Source organism: Paenibacillus sp. JGP012, from assembly GCF_014203995.1.
In the GTDB taxonomy this organism is placed as follows: Bacteria; Bacillota; Bacilli; order Paenibacillales; family Paenibacillaceae; genus Paenibacillus; species Paenibacillus silvae.
Map to the genome: position 1 here is coordinate 22,761 of NZ_JACHKG010000009.1, position 16,015 is coordinate 38,775.

A 16,015-nucleotide genomic window follows, 5' to 3' on the forward strand; every position below is an offset into this window, starting at 1 on the left:
CCCCCTAATCTCGCAGCGTGCGCCCGGTCAGATTAAGGAACAATGTTTCCAGATCAGGCTCTTCGACTCGCAGTGAATGAATGGACACCTCATGTTTACTGCAAATGAACAGCATATCCTGCAGCGCGAGCTGCGCAGAAGGCAGGATAATGGTCAGTGTATCTCCACTCACTTCAACCGCCCGGACACGCGGGTGAAGCTTTAGCTCCTCCACAACACCGGCATTGATGCCAGAGGTGGTGAGCACTATTTTTTCCTCCGATGCAACACGTTCTCTCAGCTCACCCTCGGTTCCGCAAGCAATGATTCTCCCTTGATCCATAATAGCCACCCGATCACTAATCGCCGCAACTTCCTCCATATAATGACTGGTGTAAATAATTGTCGAGCCCATCTTGTTCAGCGTTCGAACCGATTCAAGAATGTGATTGCGGGACTGCGGATCAATGCCGACTGTCGGTTCATCCATAATAATCAGATCGGGATGATGGCTGAGAGCACATGCAATGTTTAACCTTCGTTTCATTCCTCCTGAAAAGGTGGACGGGGCTTCCTTGGCTTTATCCTGCAATCCGACAAACTCAAGGGACTCCTGCACTCTCTCTTTAAGCATTTTCCCTCGCAATCCATACAGCCGTGCAAAAAAAGTAACATTATCCGCAGCACTCATCGTTTCGTATAACGCCAAATCCTGTGGCACAAGCCCGATTTTGCGCTTTGCATCCAGCGGCCGCTCCTTCACGGATATACCATCCAGCCTGATCTCTCCCTGATCCATGCTCAGGAGACCGGCAATCATACTGATCGTTGTACTTTTACCCGCTCCATTGGGACCGAGCAGTCCAAAGATTTCTCCCCGGCCTACATCCAGATTGAGGTGATCTACTGACAGCTTGCTGCCGTACCGCTTCACAACATGATCGATTTCCAGTATGTTCATTGTTATACGCCCCTTATCGGTTTGAGCTTTTGCCACGAACTTTCGTATTTCCAGTATAATAAATTGTTTACTTTTCTGAAGGTACACAAAGTCATGAGTAAAGGTGACTTAAGTCACCTCCTGTATCGGAGATGGCCCGTGCTATAATCAAGGATGCAGTATCAACATAAATAATTTTTACTATATAGGTTGAACTAAAGATTTTACACAATCCACTCCGATGACAGAACAACCTTCCAATCTCATCATCATACAAAGGATGTCAATTACATATGCCGATGCGGTTTCTTCAATATGGTTTATTACTTGTGCCAGCTGTGCTGTACAGTCTGATGCTGCCCGTAGAAAGCGAGGCGCTGTATACCTTCTATATTCTCATTGCTGTAGGACTGGCGGTTGCCCACCGCTTCACTCGTTCAGGTGCATCGCAGGCGCTTTTATTTCTGGCAGAAATATTGTGGGGCTGCTATCTGATTGCTTTATACGGCCCTTTCATGTTATCCACCGGCTTATCAACGCTCTATGTATACATGTACCGACTCAATGGTTCTATGCGATGGATGATGTTAACCATACAGGTCACTGCCATTAATCTTGCATTATATGGGCATTATTCATCTTCAACAGGGCTGATGTGGAAAGCTGCGGAGCTTCAGGCTTGGGACTGGTTCTCGGAATCAACACAGGTGAGCCTTGCTGTGAATTTGCTCCTGATCATGACCACTGCGCTGTGCTGGCAGGGAGCCAGCACATCTGCGAGCAGAGGACAACTGGAGCATGTGTATGACGAGCTGCGGAATAAACACTATGAGCTGCAGGAGGCACGCGCGCAATTACTGCTGTTTTCCAAACAACTGGAGGATGCAGCCCAACTCGAAGAACGCACCCGCATATCCAGACAGCTGCATGACGATATAGGTCATCGCCTGATCCGTACCAAAATGATGTCTGAAGCTGCCCTGCTCACACTACCCTTGCATCCAGCACAAGGCCTTGTCATGGTTGAGCAGATTCGGGATCAACTAACGGCCAGCATGGATGATATGCGTAATACGCTGCTGAAACTCAAGCCCGATTCACAACCTTCCGATGCCTACGCGTTAGATCGTCTGCTAGAGGAGGTTGGCCGGGACACCGGTATTAAAACCAATTACGAGATTCGTGGTCAGGCTTACCCCATCTATCCGAGCACACAGATTGTGCTGTACAAAAATGCCAGAGAAGCAATAACGAATGCACTCAGGCACGGAAAAGCCAATGAGATTACATTAAGACTGGTATTCGAACCGCATGAGGTCACGATGATGATCAGTAATGATGGCAGCACTCTCTCGCTTCTACATGCAGAGGGCTCCACCAGTACAGGTCTTGGACACGAAGGCATGCGTCAGCGTACACAGTTCATGGGAGGCACCCTGGAGATTCAAGCCGGCTATCCGTACACTGTAATCACACGCATCCCTGTTTCAAATCAAATGAAGCTACTCTAATCAAGGGATTTAGAAGGGAGCACACTTATGTCTGAGCCAGAGCATGAAAAGAACGTTGACAGCAAGAAGCTGCCACCTGATGCCTCTTCTCGTATTCAGGTGCTGCTTGTGGACGATGATCACTTTATCCGAGAGAGCCTGAAGGTTGTACTCGGTCTGGATACAAGCATTCACATCACAGGCACAGCCTCCAACGGGAAAGAAGCACTTGATCAACTTAATTCTGGAACGCCCGCAGACGTGATACTCATGGATATTCGAATGCCCGAATGTGATGGAGTCGAAGGCACACGTCTGATCAAATCCCGTTTTCCCGACGTTCAGGTGCTGATGCTGACAACCTTTGATGATGATGAATATATTATTCAGGCTTTGCAGAACGGAGCAAGCGGATATTTGCTGAAAAATGTACCTCCTGCCCGTATCATTCAAGGGATCGCAGCGGTATACCGAGGAGATATGCTGATTCATCCCGATATTGCTCGCAAACTTGCGGGACTCCTTCGTGCACCGGCTTCTGCACCCGCACATGAACCTCTCGAAACCTATGGTCTTACTCGGGCAGAGCTGTCTGTTGCTGAAGCAATATCCGAGGGTCTATCCAACAAAGAAATTGCCGCCAAGCTGTTCCTGAGTGAAGGCACCGTCAAAAACTACGTAACAGACATTCTGGGCAAGCTGCACCTGCGTGATCGTACTCAAATCGCCATTTTTATGTTAAAAAAATAGCCAAATCAAAAAGGCAGCTCTCCACGCCAATCCTGGCGGAGGGAGCTGCCTTTTTGATTACATTTCAACAGAACCTTTGTCGCTCACTACAGGAGCTGATGGCAGGGCAAGAGGGGCCTCATCCATACGCCGCTCTTTCCGGCGTGTGAACAGCTTGAGCGTCAATACCTGAAGCAGCGTCACTGGACGCGGCTGCACGGCCCATGCCTCATGATTATCCGGTGCCATAACGACTCCAAGCTGGTGATGCTCGCCTTCGTAGATGGCGCGCTGCATAAACTTGCTCTCTCCTTGATGGTTCCGTACCTCCAGCTTGCAGAAGGCCGAATTCATACGCAAGGCCCGGTGCAGCTCTTCCGGTGAATGAACAAGCATGCCATTCACCTTGTACAGCGTCTCCCCTGCTTCGATGCCAAGTTCAGCAGCCGGACTGTTCGGGATTACACTCAGAACCTTGAGTCCATGCTGTGGATGCACAAATGCCGGACTGAGATGCTGCTCCTCCAGCGCGCTATACCATACCAGAAGCTCATGCCCGGCAAAAGCCACCAGCGCAGCAACTACGGTCAACGGCGGCCACCACACGGCAAGCAAACTGAACACGAGCAGGGTCATGCTGTATAACAACAAACGCTTTGCTGTAAGCTTCATTTTACGTCCTGGCAGCATGCTTTGTGTATTATCACTCAGTCCTAGCAGGATGGGAAGTGCAATCAACGTGTAACCTTGCCCCGCTTGAAACAGCGGAGTCCACGGAAGGGCTGCACCGCCTCCATTGGTGGGAACAAGGATCAGCAGCGGAAGTGCCCAGAAAAGCTGCATCTGATATCCGCCTACCAATTTGCCTCGTTTGCCCTCCATCAGAAACGGGGAAGCCATAGACACCCCCTGCATGCGGGCGAACGCTGCTTCGCAAATGTGCAATAACGCAGCCAGCACAAGCAGCGCAGGCATGTCCAGTCCACGCACAGTCTCTACAACCTGCCCAAGCATACCGGTAGGCTGCCAGCCAGAAGCCATATTGAATGCAAATTGAAGTATACCAAGCGCGCCCGCCGCATATGCAAAGCACAGGTAACGTATACGAATAAGAGCTAATACTAACGCTGCAACCCATATACTGATCAGACTGCCCAAGGTCAGGTGAGCGCCGAGGAACAGAAACACAATGGATACCGCGACGCCAATGACAATACCTCCAAGTACAGCTCGAATCGTCTGAGTAATCGAGCTCTGCATACGAACAAGGAATAGTTTACGCTCCTGGAGCAACTGACGATGGTACATCAAGGCAATCATAATGATTGCGATATAATAAAACGGCTGAATCAACAACTGTAACAATGCTTCCCCTAAAGCAGTTAACCACGGCCATACCCATTCCATTGTGGCATTCACTCCTCTCCTTCAGCCGGTTCAGAAAAAAAGAAGGCTGAAATTCAGCCTTCTCTATGGCTTCGACACAGCGGACGAAATATCCTTCGAGACATTTTCGATCGCGCGTTTCAGCTGTGCATCATATTGAGGATTAGCAATCCGTTCGATCAGAGATGCTTCCAGCGATTCAGCCGTTTTTTCATCAATCTGACCTGTAACCTGGATGCCTTTTTTCTTCTGGAATGCCTTGACTGCTTCTTCCGTCTTCTGATCGTAATATCCATCTACACGATCCGGCTTGAAGTCAAGTCCTCTCAGCATCGTCTGCGCGCTTTTCACATCCGTGCTATTGCTGTCATATTTCAGCGGCAGCTTTTCTTTATTAATCGGAGCAACCGAGAAATAGTCCGGCTGATTTACGGCAATATCCGGTTTAATGCCTTTTTCATGAATCCAGTCTCCGTTAGGCGTCAGCCACTTGGCAATGGTAATTTTCAGCAAGCTGCCGTCACCCATCTGTTTATCGTAGCTGGTCTGTACGGTTCCTTTACCAAACGAGTTCTCACCCACCAGCGTAGCACCTGCCGACTGCTGCAGAGCTCCTGCCAGAATCTCGGATGCACTTGCGCTGCCCTTATTCATCAATACCGTAATTGGATACGGTTTGGCTGAACCATTTGACTTGCTTTGTTCCTTCTTGCCATTTTTATCTTCCACCTGAACGATGACTTTGCCCTTAGGTACGAACTGCTCCGCGATATCAATAACGACTTGCAGCACACCGCCCGGGTCATTCCGTACATCAATAATCAGGCCTTTCATATTCTGCTTCTCCAGCTTGGCCAGCTCTTCCTTGAAGCGCTCACCTGTATTCATTGAAAACTGGGTGATGTTAATGACACCAATGCCGCCGTCCTCCATATGGGCATAGACGGTTTCCAGATCAATATCATCACGTACAATCGTGAATTCAATCGGCTCTGTGGATCCGGCCCGTTTCACCTGTACTTTGGCTTCACTGCCTTTAGGTCCTCTGATCTTGTTAACGGCTTTGTTTAATTCAAGCCCTTGAAGAGATTCCCCGTTAACAGACAAAATGATGTCCTTCGCACGTATACCCGCTTTTTCAGCTGGTGAGCCTTTGATCGGGGATACAACAACAACATAACCATCCTTCGAGGAAACCTCTGCGCCGATTCCTGTAAATGAGCCTTCAATCGACTCTTCGAATTGGGCCGCCGTTTCCTGGGCCATGTAGTTGGAGTACGGGTCACCAAGTGATTCCATCATGCCATTGATCGCACCATCAATCAGCTTGGTACGATCCACTTCTTTATAATAGTTTCTGGAGATCAAATCCATCGCGGTTTCAATCTTCTTCATATCGTTCTTCTGCTGTGAACTTCCGGTAACACTCGCCAGAAGTCCTTCGCCTGGTGCAGCCTGACTTGTAATCCCCGGATAAGTCATTAACACCAGCGTTAAGAGACTTCCGCCAAGCAGACCCAGTATTACGAACAGCAGTGCCGATCTTTTCTTCATCATCCGTTTGTCACCGCCTTTTGTTTTGAAGCTCCTCCGATTCGCACGATCCGAATCATTCCCTGAACATGCCAGCTTAGTATATGTCTAGCTTGTACGGATTATGTTTTTTCCATTCGGGCATTAAAAATTTTATGCACTTTATCAAAGAGTTCAACATGAATACACTCGTCAATGATTTAACGATTACACAGTCATCAATGTGACCATTCTACAGGTAATTCATCGGGTTCACAGCCGTTCCATTATCACGCACTTCAAAGTGCAAGTGTGGCCCGGTAGAGTTGCCTGTATTACCAGACTCGGCAATGACATCTCCTTTGTTTACTGTATCCCCTTTGCTGACCTTCAGACCACCCTCACGCAAGTGTCCATATAATGTCCACAGTCCGCTACCATGGTCAATGATAACCGCATATCCATATCCACTATACCATTCAGCCATAATGACGATTCCGCCGGCGGCGGCATGAACCGAGGTTCCTACTGGAACCGCGAAGTCGACACCATTATGCATTTTACCAACTTCCCCGGTAATCGGGTGAACCCGAGGACCAAATGGCGAAGATATACGTCCACCAGATACTGGTTTTGCGAAGATGCCGCTGCCTGCGGAATAGGTCACTGCACTGTCGCTGCTTGTACTTACACGGGTCGGCGTCTTCGCCGCTGCTTTGGCTCTTGCCGCAGCTTCAGCCCGAGCTTTGGCTGCTGCTGCAGCCTGCTGCTCACGTAATTTATTTTTTTCCTGCAACAGAGCAGACCGCTTGCTGGCAATCTGCATTAACACATCTTCCTGCTCTTGTGTCAACTCTTCGGATTCTTCAATTTTAGCATCATAAGAAGCCAGAAGCACCTGCTTTTCCTTCTCCTTCTCGTTCAGCTGTGATTTCCGCTGCTTCTTTTGCGCATACAGACTTTTGGCTTCGGCATACTGCCGGTCCAGGTCTGCCTTTTTCTCCACAACCAGCTGCTTGTCTGCTTTGTGCTCGTCCAGCAGATGCTGATCCTGGTCTACAATCGTTTTGAGTGAATCAGCACGGGTCAGAAAGTCGGTGAAGCTGGTGGAGGACAACAGGACATCCAGATAGGATACCGCACCGTCTGTATACATCAGGCGTACACGTGATTCCAGCAGCTTTTCTCTTGCCACAATGCGCTCTTCTGCGGCCTGCAGATCTTTTTTCGTTGTACGAAGGTCCTCCTCCGTATTTTCAATCTGCAGCGATACACTCGCCAGCTCATCACTAACGACATTGATCTGCTCCAATACGACCTTCAGATACGCATTGGTTTTATTCTTATAATGCTGTGCTTCCTTTTTGTTGGCAGCAGCTTTCTTCTGCTCCTGCTTGGCAGTGGCTGCCTTGCTCTCCAGCTGCTGAATCTGCTGATCAATATCGCTGATGCTGTTCTTGGCATATCCGTCAGAAGGTTGAAACGTCATACCGGCCAGTAACATAAAGGCCAGCAGCGAAGCGGTTTTTTTCAAAATGATAATCCCCCATCCTATGAATTCACAAGAAAGCAATCTGCACAGATGGTGAACAGCATGTTCCTTTGCTTTCTTTCATTGCATGTTCCTTTGAACATTTTGAACGTTGCGTCTTTTCTACATATCGTCAAACAGCGCCCAATAATGAACCTGTTCTGCTATTCTTTTTCGACAATTGCTGCGCAATGCAGCTTACACATTGAGCGACTTGCGGATGGACAGCGTACTGCCCAGAATACCAACCAATACACCAAGCCCGATCAGAAGCGTTCCCATCAGCGGCCAAATCTCACTGAGCGGAACCAGATTAAGCATCTGCATAAAGACATCCTGACCAATAGTCGCCATCAGGCGGCTGTATCCGAAGAAGAGCACACCCACTGTAACAATCGAACCGATAAGTCCAATCAACGCCCCTTCAATAAAGAAAGGCCAGCGAATAAAGGTGTTGGTTGCACCCACCAGCTTCATAATGCCAATCTCCCGGCGGCGTGCGAGAATCGTTACGCGAATCGTATTCGAGATCAGGAACATGGACATGAGACCCAGTCCTCCAACAAAAATAAATCCGATGTTCCGAACAAGCTTCGTAAATTTGAACAGCACTTCAACCGTTTCCTTGCCGTAGTTTACTTTCATAATCGGCTTCTCCGGGTGCTTCTCGTTCAATGCTTCAATCTTCTGTGCTACAAATGTGACCGTCTCCGGTTCAATCACTTTCACTTCAATCGTATCTGGCAGTGGATTGTTATCCACATCAAAGCCGCTTAATACATTATCTGCGCTTGATCCAAGACGTTCGCGGAACTCCTTGAGCCCTTCCTCCTTGGAAACAAAACGAATCTCGCTGACCTCAGGCATCGCGCTGATCTCCTGCTGCAACGTATTACGCAGGTTCTCGTCCACATTCAGCTCCAGAAACGTACTGATTTCCACCTGACTGTCTACCTGATTCGCCATGGAGTTCACGTTGAGCACCAGCAGCATAAACACGCCAAGAATAAACAGAGAGACGATGATCGACATCACGGATGCCACTGACATCCAGCCATTGCGGAATACGTTCTTGAAGCCCTCCCGCAGATGCCGCAAGAGAGTACTAAAATTCATAACCGTATTCCCCTCTCATCTGATCCCGTACAATCTGTCCGCGTTCAATGGCGATAACCCGTTTACGCATCGTATTAACGATGTCCTTGTTGTGCGTAGCCATCACAATTGTCGTTCCCCGGAAATTGATCTCGTCCAGCAGCTGCATAATGCCCCATGACGTCTCCGGATCCAGATTCCCTGTAGGCTCGTCCGCAATAATCACCGAAGGATTGTTGACAATCGCACGTGCGATGGCAATCCGCTGCTGCTCTCCGCCGGAGAGCTGTGAAGGCTCACGATTAGCCTTGCTGCGCAGGCCTACCAGATCGAGCACTTCCATGACCCGTTTCTTGATATGCCGCTTGGGCGCTTCAATAACTTCCATCGCAAAAGCAACATTCTCAAAAGCGGTCATCTTCGGCAGCAAACGGAAATCCTGGAACACTACGCCGATGTTGCGGCGCACGTAAGGAATTTTCCGTGGTTTTAACTTGCCAATATTAAATCCGTTAATGGATATTTGCCCTTTGGTCGGCACTTCTTCTCTGTACATCAGCTTCATAAATGTCGATTTGCCTGCACCGGATGGACCCACGATATAGACAAATTCATTGCGGTCGATCTTCACCGACACCCCTTGTAATGCGTGGGTCCCGTTGGCGTAGGTCTTCCACACGTCCTGCATTTCTATCACATCATCACTTCCTGCTCACATAGTTAGCCATTATGATTTCGACACAATCCCGGCATTTCCTTTAAAAAGACCTGAAATTCATCAGGAAAAATCCACGGTTCCCCTCTTATGCTGGTGAAGCATGGATTCATATGAAGTTTATTGTAACAAATTTGTTACCTATTGAGTACCCGAAAGTTTTCCACCCCTGGATCATATAGATAGATAATGTTACGAATTCCGAAACAACAGAAGCCAAAAGGAGCGTTCGGTTATGAAAAAAATTCATGTTACGGTCATCGTCCTGTTCTCCCTGCTCTTGATCGGCTCCGCGTCCTATGGATTGCTCTATATGTACGTGAATCAGCCCAATTTGCCTAAAGGTGTGAAGGTCGGTGGCTGGGAGATGGATGGCAAACCTCGCAAGGAAGTGCTGACAGAGCTGCGCATACGCATCCAGCAATTGCAGGACTGGCCTGTTACTCTTGAGATCGCTGAGCCAAGCCCGATCACAATGACTCATACCGCAGGCGAACTAGGGGTGAGCTACCACGCAAACAGCTTTGCAAATGCCCTAAAAAAGCTGGAGGAAGGCAACCTGTGGGAGCGCGCATACGCAAGGTATCAGTTTCCCGAAACATTCCCTTTGGATATGACCTATAACGAACCAACACTCAAGCAACTGCTTAGCCCTGCCTGGGAAAAAGAAACCTTCGGTACCCCGGCGGAAGCCGTGCGCCGCATCACCGCAAATGATAAAGTACAGTACATTCCGGAGAAAAGCGTACACCGGATTGATTGGAAAACTCTCTCTACCCTTGTGCAGACGAAGCTGCACCGGGAACTGAGCGATGTACATGAAGGCGCAAAGCCAGATCCCATTCGCATTTCTTTACCTTTATACCTCTTGAAACCCGAGGTTACGATTGATTCATTGAAGCAGGAAGGCATCGACCGCAAAATCATTCAATTCTCCACAAGTCTGGGCAACAGCAGTAAAGGCCGGGTACATAATGTCAGCGCTGCGGCTCAAGCGATTAACGGTATGATTTTGCCGCCCGGAGGTATGTTCGATTATGAGAAAGTCATTCGTAAAGCGGAGAAGGAATATGGCTTTCGGGAGGCTCCGGTCATCGTCAATGGACGACTTACACCGGGAATCGGCGGGGGGATCTGTCAGGTTTCCAGCACCGTTTATAACGCTGCCCTGCTGACAGGGCTGGATATTGTGGAGAGACGCAATCATTCGCTGCCGGTTAAATATATACCGAAGGGACTCGACGCCACCTTTGCGTCAGGAGCAATTAATTTTCGTTTCAAAAACAACACTGAAAAATCATTATTGATTCACGCGAAGGTGCAGGGCGGGCGCATGGTTGTGAAGTTTTTTGGTACATTTCCCGAAAATGTCAGCTATGCGCTGGAGTCCCGTACCATTGAAACGCTGAGCGTGCCCGTAAAATATGTATCCAGCAACGTGCTGCCCGATGGGGCCCAGCAGGTGCTTCAGAATGGACAGCCTGGTTATATTGTCGAGACGGTTCGCACCAAAAAAATTGATGGCAAGGTAGTCGAGTCCAAAACGATCTCACGCGATACTTACAAGGCACAGAGCCGCCTGATTGCACGCTCAGGTCACATCAGCATGCCTGATCCGAAGCAGCCATCTATAGTGGAGGACGGCATCCGTGAAAGTAATCAGCCTTAAACTCAGTTGTACTACAAGTAGAACGAGAGAACTTAACACTTGGCACTCCGAGGTCAGAGTAACTCCGGTGGTGGCCGCTAACGATTCCCAGAAGCCTTATTCCGTGCAAATTGGGTCGTTTGAAAATGTAACGATTCGTAGAAACGCTATTTCGATGGAAGTCGTGCAGAAGTGGAGGAAATGGCATCATTTTGACAAAATAGCGTCTTGTGAAATCGTTAGAATTTCAGGATGGTCTAATTCGTGTAAATAACGTTTCCTGGAATCGTTAGCGGCGAGGTCAGCAACCGCACTGCGTGCAGCTCCCAGCAAGCAGTGCCCTGCTTCATGTCGAGGGTGGTCAGCCTAGACGGAGTTTAGTTCTAGCCTGGTTGGAGTCAGGTCAAAGTGTGTGCAGAAGGAGGTTACCAGCGGAGCTGCTGCTACAACCATTCCCATCACCCATCCAGCTCACAGGAAAAACCATTCCAATACGTAGCTATATCAGGTACACATTCAAAAAGACACATTCTCATGCACTTTACAGCATACATGAGAATGTGTCTTCTCAGGATCTATGTTAATTTGTAATACATGCCTTAAAATTTGCACTGAAGAGAATAGTCCGTGTCTGAAAACGCTGAAGGCGTTGAATTTTCGTTCCCATCTAGTACGTTTCCCGCAGGCATGCCGGGGCACGTCAACGGAAGGTTACGCAGCAGGAGGCGAAAAGGCGGTAAAAGATGCACTTCAGCGGATTTCAAAACACGCCCTAGTAAAGCTTGAAATGACTCCGTTTAATTTCTTGTTAATGCCCGGCTGTATACTCATGCTGCTCTTCGCCCACAACCATCTTCTCGTTGCCCATGAAGAATGAAGCAAGCAGCGCAAGTGCCGCAGGAATTACAGCCCAGGCAAACAGCTGTACAATGGAGGATGACAGCGCATGTGTAATCGCATCCAGCACGTGAGACGGAATCTGTTGTCTTAGTTCTGGTGATAACAGCGCGTGCGGGTCCGTCAGATCCATTCCGGCAGGCAGACCGCCAGCAGGCGCTCCAGCTGATGCTCCGGCTTCTCCGACAGCACCAGCCATGCTGTCCGTCATTTTACGTGTGAACACCTGGCTCTGCACAATTCCAAAGATCGTAATGCCCATCGTCATCCCGAGTGAACGCAGGAAATTCAGCGTAGAGCTGGCCGCTCCTCTTCTGCGCGGCTCAAATGCATTCATCGCTGCATTGCTCAGCACGGAGAACGATGAGCCGACACCAAGACCAATCATAACCATGTAGACCCGAATGGTCCATAAGGATGAATCCTCATCCAATGTAGTCAACAGGCCCAGACCCAGAACCAACAGTGCCAATGTAGGAATCATAATGTTGCGATACTTGGTTTTGGTCATAAGCACACCGCCCATGGAAGCCGTCACTACAGAGCCCAGCATCATCGGCAGCAGGACAAGCCCGGAGTTGGTCGCTTTGCCGCCGAGTACACCCTGGATGAAAATCGGGATATATACCGATGCCGTAATAAATGCAGCGCCGCTAAACATCGCAATCACATTGCTTGACCAGTACACGCGCTTGCGGAACATGCTGAACGAAATAATCGGCTCCTTCGCTTTGCTCTCTGCATACAGGAAGAGCAGTGCCAGCACGACGAATCCCGCGAATAACCCCAGAATCTGCGGGGAGTCCCAGGCATATGTTTTGCCGCCCAGCTCCAGCCCGAAGATCAGGCAGACCACTGCACCGATCAATGTCACAGCACCCATCCAGTCAATCTGCTGCGACTGGTGCTGATGGGATTCCTTATAGAAAAATGCGATAAACAGGAACGCCACCAAGCCAAGCGGAAGGTTAATGTAGAAGACCCATTCCCAGGTTGCATATTCTGTAATATATGCCCCCAGCAGCGGCCCAAACACACTGGAAAGTCCAAATACCGCACCAAACAATCCACCCAGCTTGCCTCGCGCTTCCGGTGCCACTACATCAAACATAATGGTAAAGGCAATCGGCACCAGTGCTCCTGCACCAATCCCCTGAATCGCTCTGTACATCGTGAGTTCCACGATGGATGTGGCCGTACCGCATAAAGCCGAACCCAGCATAAATACGATGATTCCGAATACAAAAAACTTTTTGCGTCCATACATATCGGACAGCTTGCCAAAGATGGGCATACCCGCCATCTCCGCTACCATATAAGCAGAGGTGACCCAGACAAACTTGTCGAGTCCTCCGAGCTTGCCGACGATATCCCCCATCGCCGTAGCTACAATGGTATTATCCATTGAGGCCATCAATATGCTGAGCAGCAGCCCTGCCAGCACAAATCCAATTTTATTATTACGTGCAGCCATTGTTGTTAATCTCTCCATTCCCGTTCTATATCATATGACTGCATTAGTATATCCGAAAAGCAACAGCAAGCAATCAGTCCAAGGACCGATTGCTTTGTGGTAAAACCTTCTACCTGTGGAGGATAACTCGTTACCAGATATATCGTCATTTAACTCTAGCAGTCTGCCCTCAACCTCTAGCAGGGCAGCATCTAGATTAGCTGGCTATGTCCTACCTTTGCTTCAGGATCAACCGAAAGCTCGCCCGAATACTCTACGATGCGAATATTACAGCCGCGCCCGATATGAACTCGGGTACCCCGAACCGTATCTGCTTCGGTATCCTCGAGCACAATTTCATCCCCTTCGATGAGCTGAGCCCGGAAGGAAGGTGCACCGCCCAAACCAAGTGCTTTCCAGAAGCCGCTCCGTTCCTTGCGCCGAATATCGATACGCTCCCCGCCTACTTCTCTCGCGGAAGAGGCCGTATATAAACGAATCTGCACACTGTCTGCATTAAGCAATCCGCCTACCTTGATATTGCCTTGAACGCTGATTACTTCACCCTGAACATCTCCATCAATCGTTGCCATACCGCCGATATCGATGCGTTCACCATCCACTCTGCCTCGTACATTACATTTTCCGTTCACAGTTAATTCAGGCGTAGACAGGTCACCATCAATCGTGGTCATGCCATCGATCCGAACTCGGGAGCTGTCCAGTGCACCATTGATCGTACACATTCCGTTAACCGTAGTATGTTCAGCACGAGCCGGGCCGTGAACCCCAAGCGTTCCATTCACATCCAGGGACTGAGTGCGCATCTCCCCCTCCACCTTGGCCATTCCGTTAACCGTTGTGCTTTCAGAGGTTAGGGAACCATAGATTTTCAGCGTGCCGTTAACGCTCAAGGAGAAACAATCCAGGTCTCCATCCAGTTTGGCCATACCGTCGATATTAACCCGGTGATAACTACCCCCGGTCGTTTTGCGTGACCCTGTAACATTCAGATCGTTTCTCAAATGACGTTCTTCCATGCATAACTCCCCCTCAGCCCAATTTAAGTTTCAATTCTTCCATAAATGATGCCAGCGGAATGCGCAGTACCACTTTTACCCCTTGATCAAAATAAAGCTCTGCTCCCGCGCCCACCAGCATGAAGGCAGGTACGCCCATCTTGCGAATCAGCAGCAGTTCGCTCGCACGGTCACGGAAGCGATAGTAATGTTCAGACATCACATCAATCAGCAGCATGCCTTCCTGCTGGGTAATGTCTCCGCTCAGCAGCAGCTTCTCAAGCACATACAGCATCATAATCTGTTCCAGGCCATATAATGACTGCTGCCGTCCGGTTTCGTTTAACAAATCCAGTGCAGATAATGAAACAATGTTTCGATCCAGCAGCTGCTGGTCAGACATCTCCACCTCACCGAGTGTTGGCGAGAATACATCAGCCAGTTCATCCAGCGATAATCCGTCTTTCATATGAATGATCTTGTCAATTCGCTGTAAAATCTGTTGTTTCGGAAAGAACGTTTCCTGTCCGGTAAACGAGGACTTCCGAATAAACCATTCCTCGGGAATGAGATTTTTCCGTTTCCAGCGATACAATTGACCATATGAAATGCCTGTCAGATCAAGCAGTTCTTTTTTGGAGATCAAATCATCCGTCATATCCGGACCCCCTTTTCGCAAAGATAGTGTAACAAAACATTGTTACGTTGTAAAACATAATGATTGAATGCGTTTTCGAAAATTTCATTGCGTTCGCTTTATTTTAGATATAACCTTTGATTATAGGCCAATCTTCAATGATGAAAGGGGTTACTTTTTAATGGCACTCATCAAATGTGAATTTTATTCGGACACGCTCGGACTAAGCACCAGTATGCATGTGATTCTGCCTCAGCAAACCCATAGTCAGATCGGCATGCACAATGTCACCGGTTCTGGTCTGCACCCAACCCTGTATTTACTTCACGGTCTGTCTGATGACGACTCCATCTGGCTTCGCCGTACATCGATCGAACGTTATGTTGCCTCTCTTGGCATTGCTGTCGTTATGCCTCAGGTTCACCGCAGCTTCTACACCGATATGGCTGAGGGAGGACGATACTGGACCTTTATCAGCGAGGAATTGCCCGCACTTGCCCGCTCCTTCTTCCCGCTATCACCTCAAAGAGAAGATAACTTTGTTGCAGGACTATCGATGGGCGGTTACGGGGCATTCAAGCTGGCTCTTCGCAAACCGGAACAATACGCTGCTGCCGCAAGCCTCTCAGGCGCTCTGGACATGGCTGCTCATATGAACAACGAAGTACCTTCGGCCTTACAGCGGGCCGAGCTGTTACGTATCTTTGGACCCGAATTTGCCGGTTCGGATAATGATCTGATTCATCTGCTCAAGGAAAGCAAAAACAGTCAGGGCCCACGCCCTCTCCTTTATCAATGCTGCGGAACAGAGGACTTTTTATATGAAGAGAATCAGACATTCCGCAAAGCCTGCTCAGAGACCGATTTCGAGTTAACTTACGAGGAAGAACCAGGCGAGCATGAGTGGGGATATTGGGATATGAAGATTCAGGATGTATTGAAGTGGCTGCCGCTGACTAAACAGTGCTAAAGAACCGCCACAGC

13 protein-coding genes are annotated in these 16,015 nt (G+C 48.9%); 4 read left to right on the forward strand and 9 right to left on the reverse strand.

Features of this window, described 5'->3' with window-relative positions; all coding sequences use genetic code 11:
• Nucleotides 1-4: 4 nt before the first annotated feature.
• Nucleotides 5-940: an ABC transporter ATP-binding protein gene (locus HNR77_RS13205; RefSeq protein ID WP_221443830.1), complete on the reverse strand. Its 936-nt coding sequence runs from the start codon at nucleotides 938-940 to the stop codon at nucleotides 5-7.
• Nucleotides 941-1,212: 272 nt separating this feature from the next.
• Between HNR77_RS13205 and HNR77_RS13210 the strand changes: the two genes are divergently transcribed.
• Nucleotides 1,213-2,430 carry a sensor histidine kinase gene (locus HNR77_RS13210; RefSeq protein WP_184184828.1) on the forward strand — a complete coding sequence of 406 codons (1,218 nt, stop codon included), beginning with the start codon at nucleotides 1,213-1,215 and terminating at the stop codon, nucleotides 2,428-2,430.
• A gap of 27 nt (nucleotides 2,431-2,457) precedes the next feature.
• Nucleotides 2,458-3,159 (forward strand): response regulator transcription factor, encoded by a 702-nt coding sequence (locus HNR77_RS13215; RefSeq protein WP_184184831.1) that lies wholly within the window; start codon nucleotides 2,458-2,460, stop codon nucleotides 3,157-3,159.
• A 57-nt stretch (nucleotides 3,160-3,216) separates the two neighbouring features.
• Here HNR77_RS13215 and HNR77_RS13220 read toward each other — a convergent pair whose 3' ends face one another.
• The 5 genes from HNR77_RS13220 to ftsE all read right to left on the reverse strand — a co-directional run bounded on the left by HNR77_RS13220 (nucleotide 3,217) and on the right by ftsE (nucleotide 9,359).
• The gene (locus tag HNR77_RS13220) at nucleotides 3,217-4,545 is read right to left on the reverse strand and encodes a PDZ domain-containing protein (RefSeq protein ID WP_184184834.1); all 1,329 of its coding nucleotides are present in this window, start codon (nucleotides 4,543-4,545) and stop codon (nucleotides 3,217-3,219) included.
• Between the two features lie 63 nt (nucleotides 4,546-4,608).
• The gene (locus tag HNR77_RS13225; RefSeq protein ID WP_184184837.1) at nucleotides 4,609-6,081 is read right to left on the reverse strand and encodes a S41 family peptidase; all 1,473 of its coding nucleotides are present in this window, start codon (nucleotides 6,079-6,081) and stop codon (nucleotides 4,609-4,611) included.
• A gap of 208 nt (nucleotides 6,082-6,289) precedes the next feature.
• Nucleotides 6,290-7,570 carry a murein hydrolase activator EnvC family protein gene (locus HNR77_RS13230; protein ID WP_184184840.1) on the reverse strand — a complete coding sequence of 427 codons (1,281 nt, stop codon included), beginning with the start codon at nucleotides 7,568-7,570 and terminating at the stop codon, nucleotides 6,290-6,292.
• Nucleotides 7,571-7,765: 195 nt separating this feature from the next.
• On the reverse strand, nucleotides 7,766-8,683 hold the full coding sequence (ftsX, locus tag HNR77_RS13235; protein ID WP_184184843.1) for a permease-like cell division protein FtsX: 918 nt from the start codon (nucleotides 8,681-8,683) through the stop codon (nucleotides 7,766-7,768).
• The gene (ftsE, locus tag HNR77_RS13240; RefSeq protein ID WP_056693908.1) at nucleotides 8,673-9,359 is read right to left on the reverse strand and encodes a cell division ATP-binding protein FtsE; all 687 of its coding nucleotides are present in this window, start codon (nucleotides 9,357-9,359) and stop codon (nucleotides 8,673-8,675) included. The genes ftsX and ftsE overlap by 11 nt, the downstream gene beginning before the upstream one ends.
• A gap of 253 nt (nucleotides 9,360-9,612) precedes the next feature.
• Between ftsE and HNR77_RS13245 the strand changes: the two genes are divergently transcribed.
• Nucleotides 9,613-11,046: a VanW family protein gene (locus HNR77_RS13245; RefSeq protein ID WP_184184846.1), complete on the forward strand. Its 1,434-nt coding sequence runs from the start codon at nucleotides 9,613-9,615 to the stop codon at nucleotides 11,044-11,046.
• Nucleotides 11,047-11,833: 787 nt separating this feature from the next.
• On the opposite strand, the gene HNR77_RS13250 is transcribed toward HNR77_RS13245, so the two are convergent.
• The 3 genes from HNR77_RS13250 to HNR77_RS13260 all read right to left on the reverse strand — a co-directional run bounded on the left by HNR77_RS13250 (nucleotide 11,834) and on the right by HNR77_RS13260 (nucleotide 15,052).
• Complete coding sequence (locus tag HNR77_RS13250; protein WP_184184849.1) at nucleotides 11,834-13,396, reverse strand: MDR family MFS transporter; 1,563 nt, start codon at nucleotides 13,394-13,396, stop codon at nucleotides 11,834-11,836.
• Between the two features lie 191 nt (nucleotides 13,397-13,587).
• Nucleotides 13,588-14,415, reverse strand: coding sequence for a polymer-forming cytoskeletal protein (locus HNR77_RS13255; protein WP_184184852.1), 828 nt, complete (start codon nucleotides 14,413-14,415; stop codon nucleotides 13,588-13,590).
• A 13-nt stretch (nucleotides 14,416-14,428) separates the two neighbouring features.
• Complete coding sequence (locus HNR77_RS13260) at nucleotides 14,429-15,052, reverse strand: YhbD family protein (RefSeq protein WP_184184855.1); 624 nt, start codon at nucleotides 15,050-15,052, stop codon at nucleotides 14,429-14,431.
• A gap of 160 nt (nucleotides 15,053-15,212) precedes the next feature.
• On the opposite strand from HNR77_RS13260, the gene HNR77_RS13265 reads away from it, so the two are divergent.
• Nucleotides 15,213-16,001 carry an alpha/beta hydrolase gene (locus HNR77_RS13265; RefSeq protein WP_184184858.1) on the forward strand — a complete coding sequence of 263 codons (789 nt, stop codon included), beginning with the start codon at nucleotides 15,213-15,215 and terminating at the stop codon, nucleotides 15,999-16,001.
• Nucleotides 16,002-16,015: the final 14 nt, after the last annotated feature.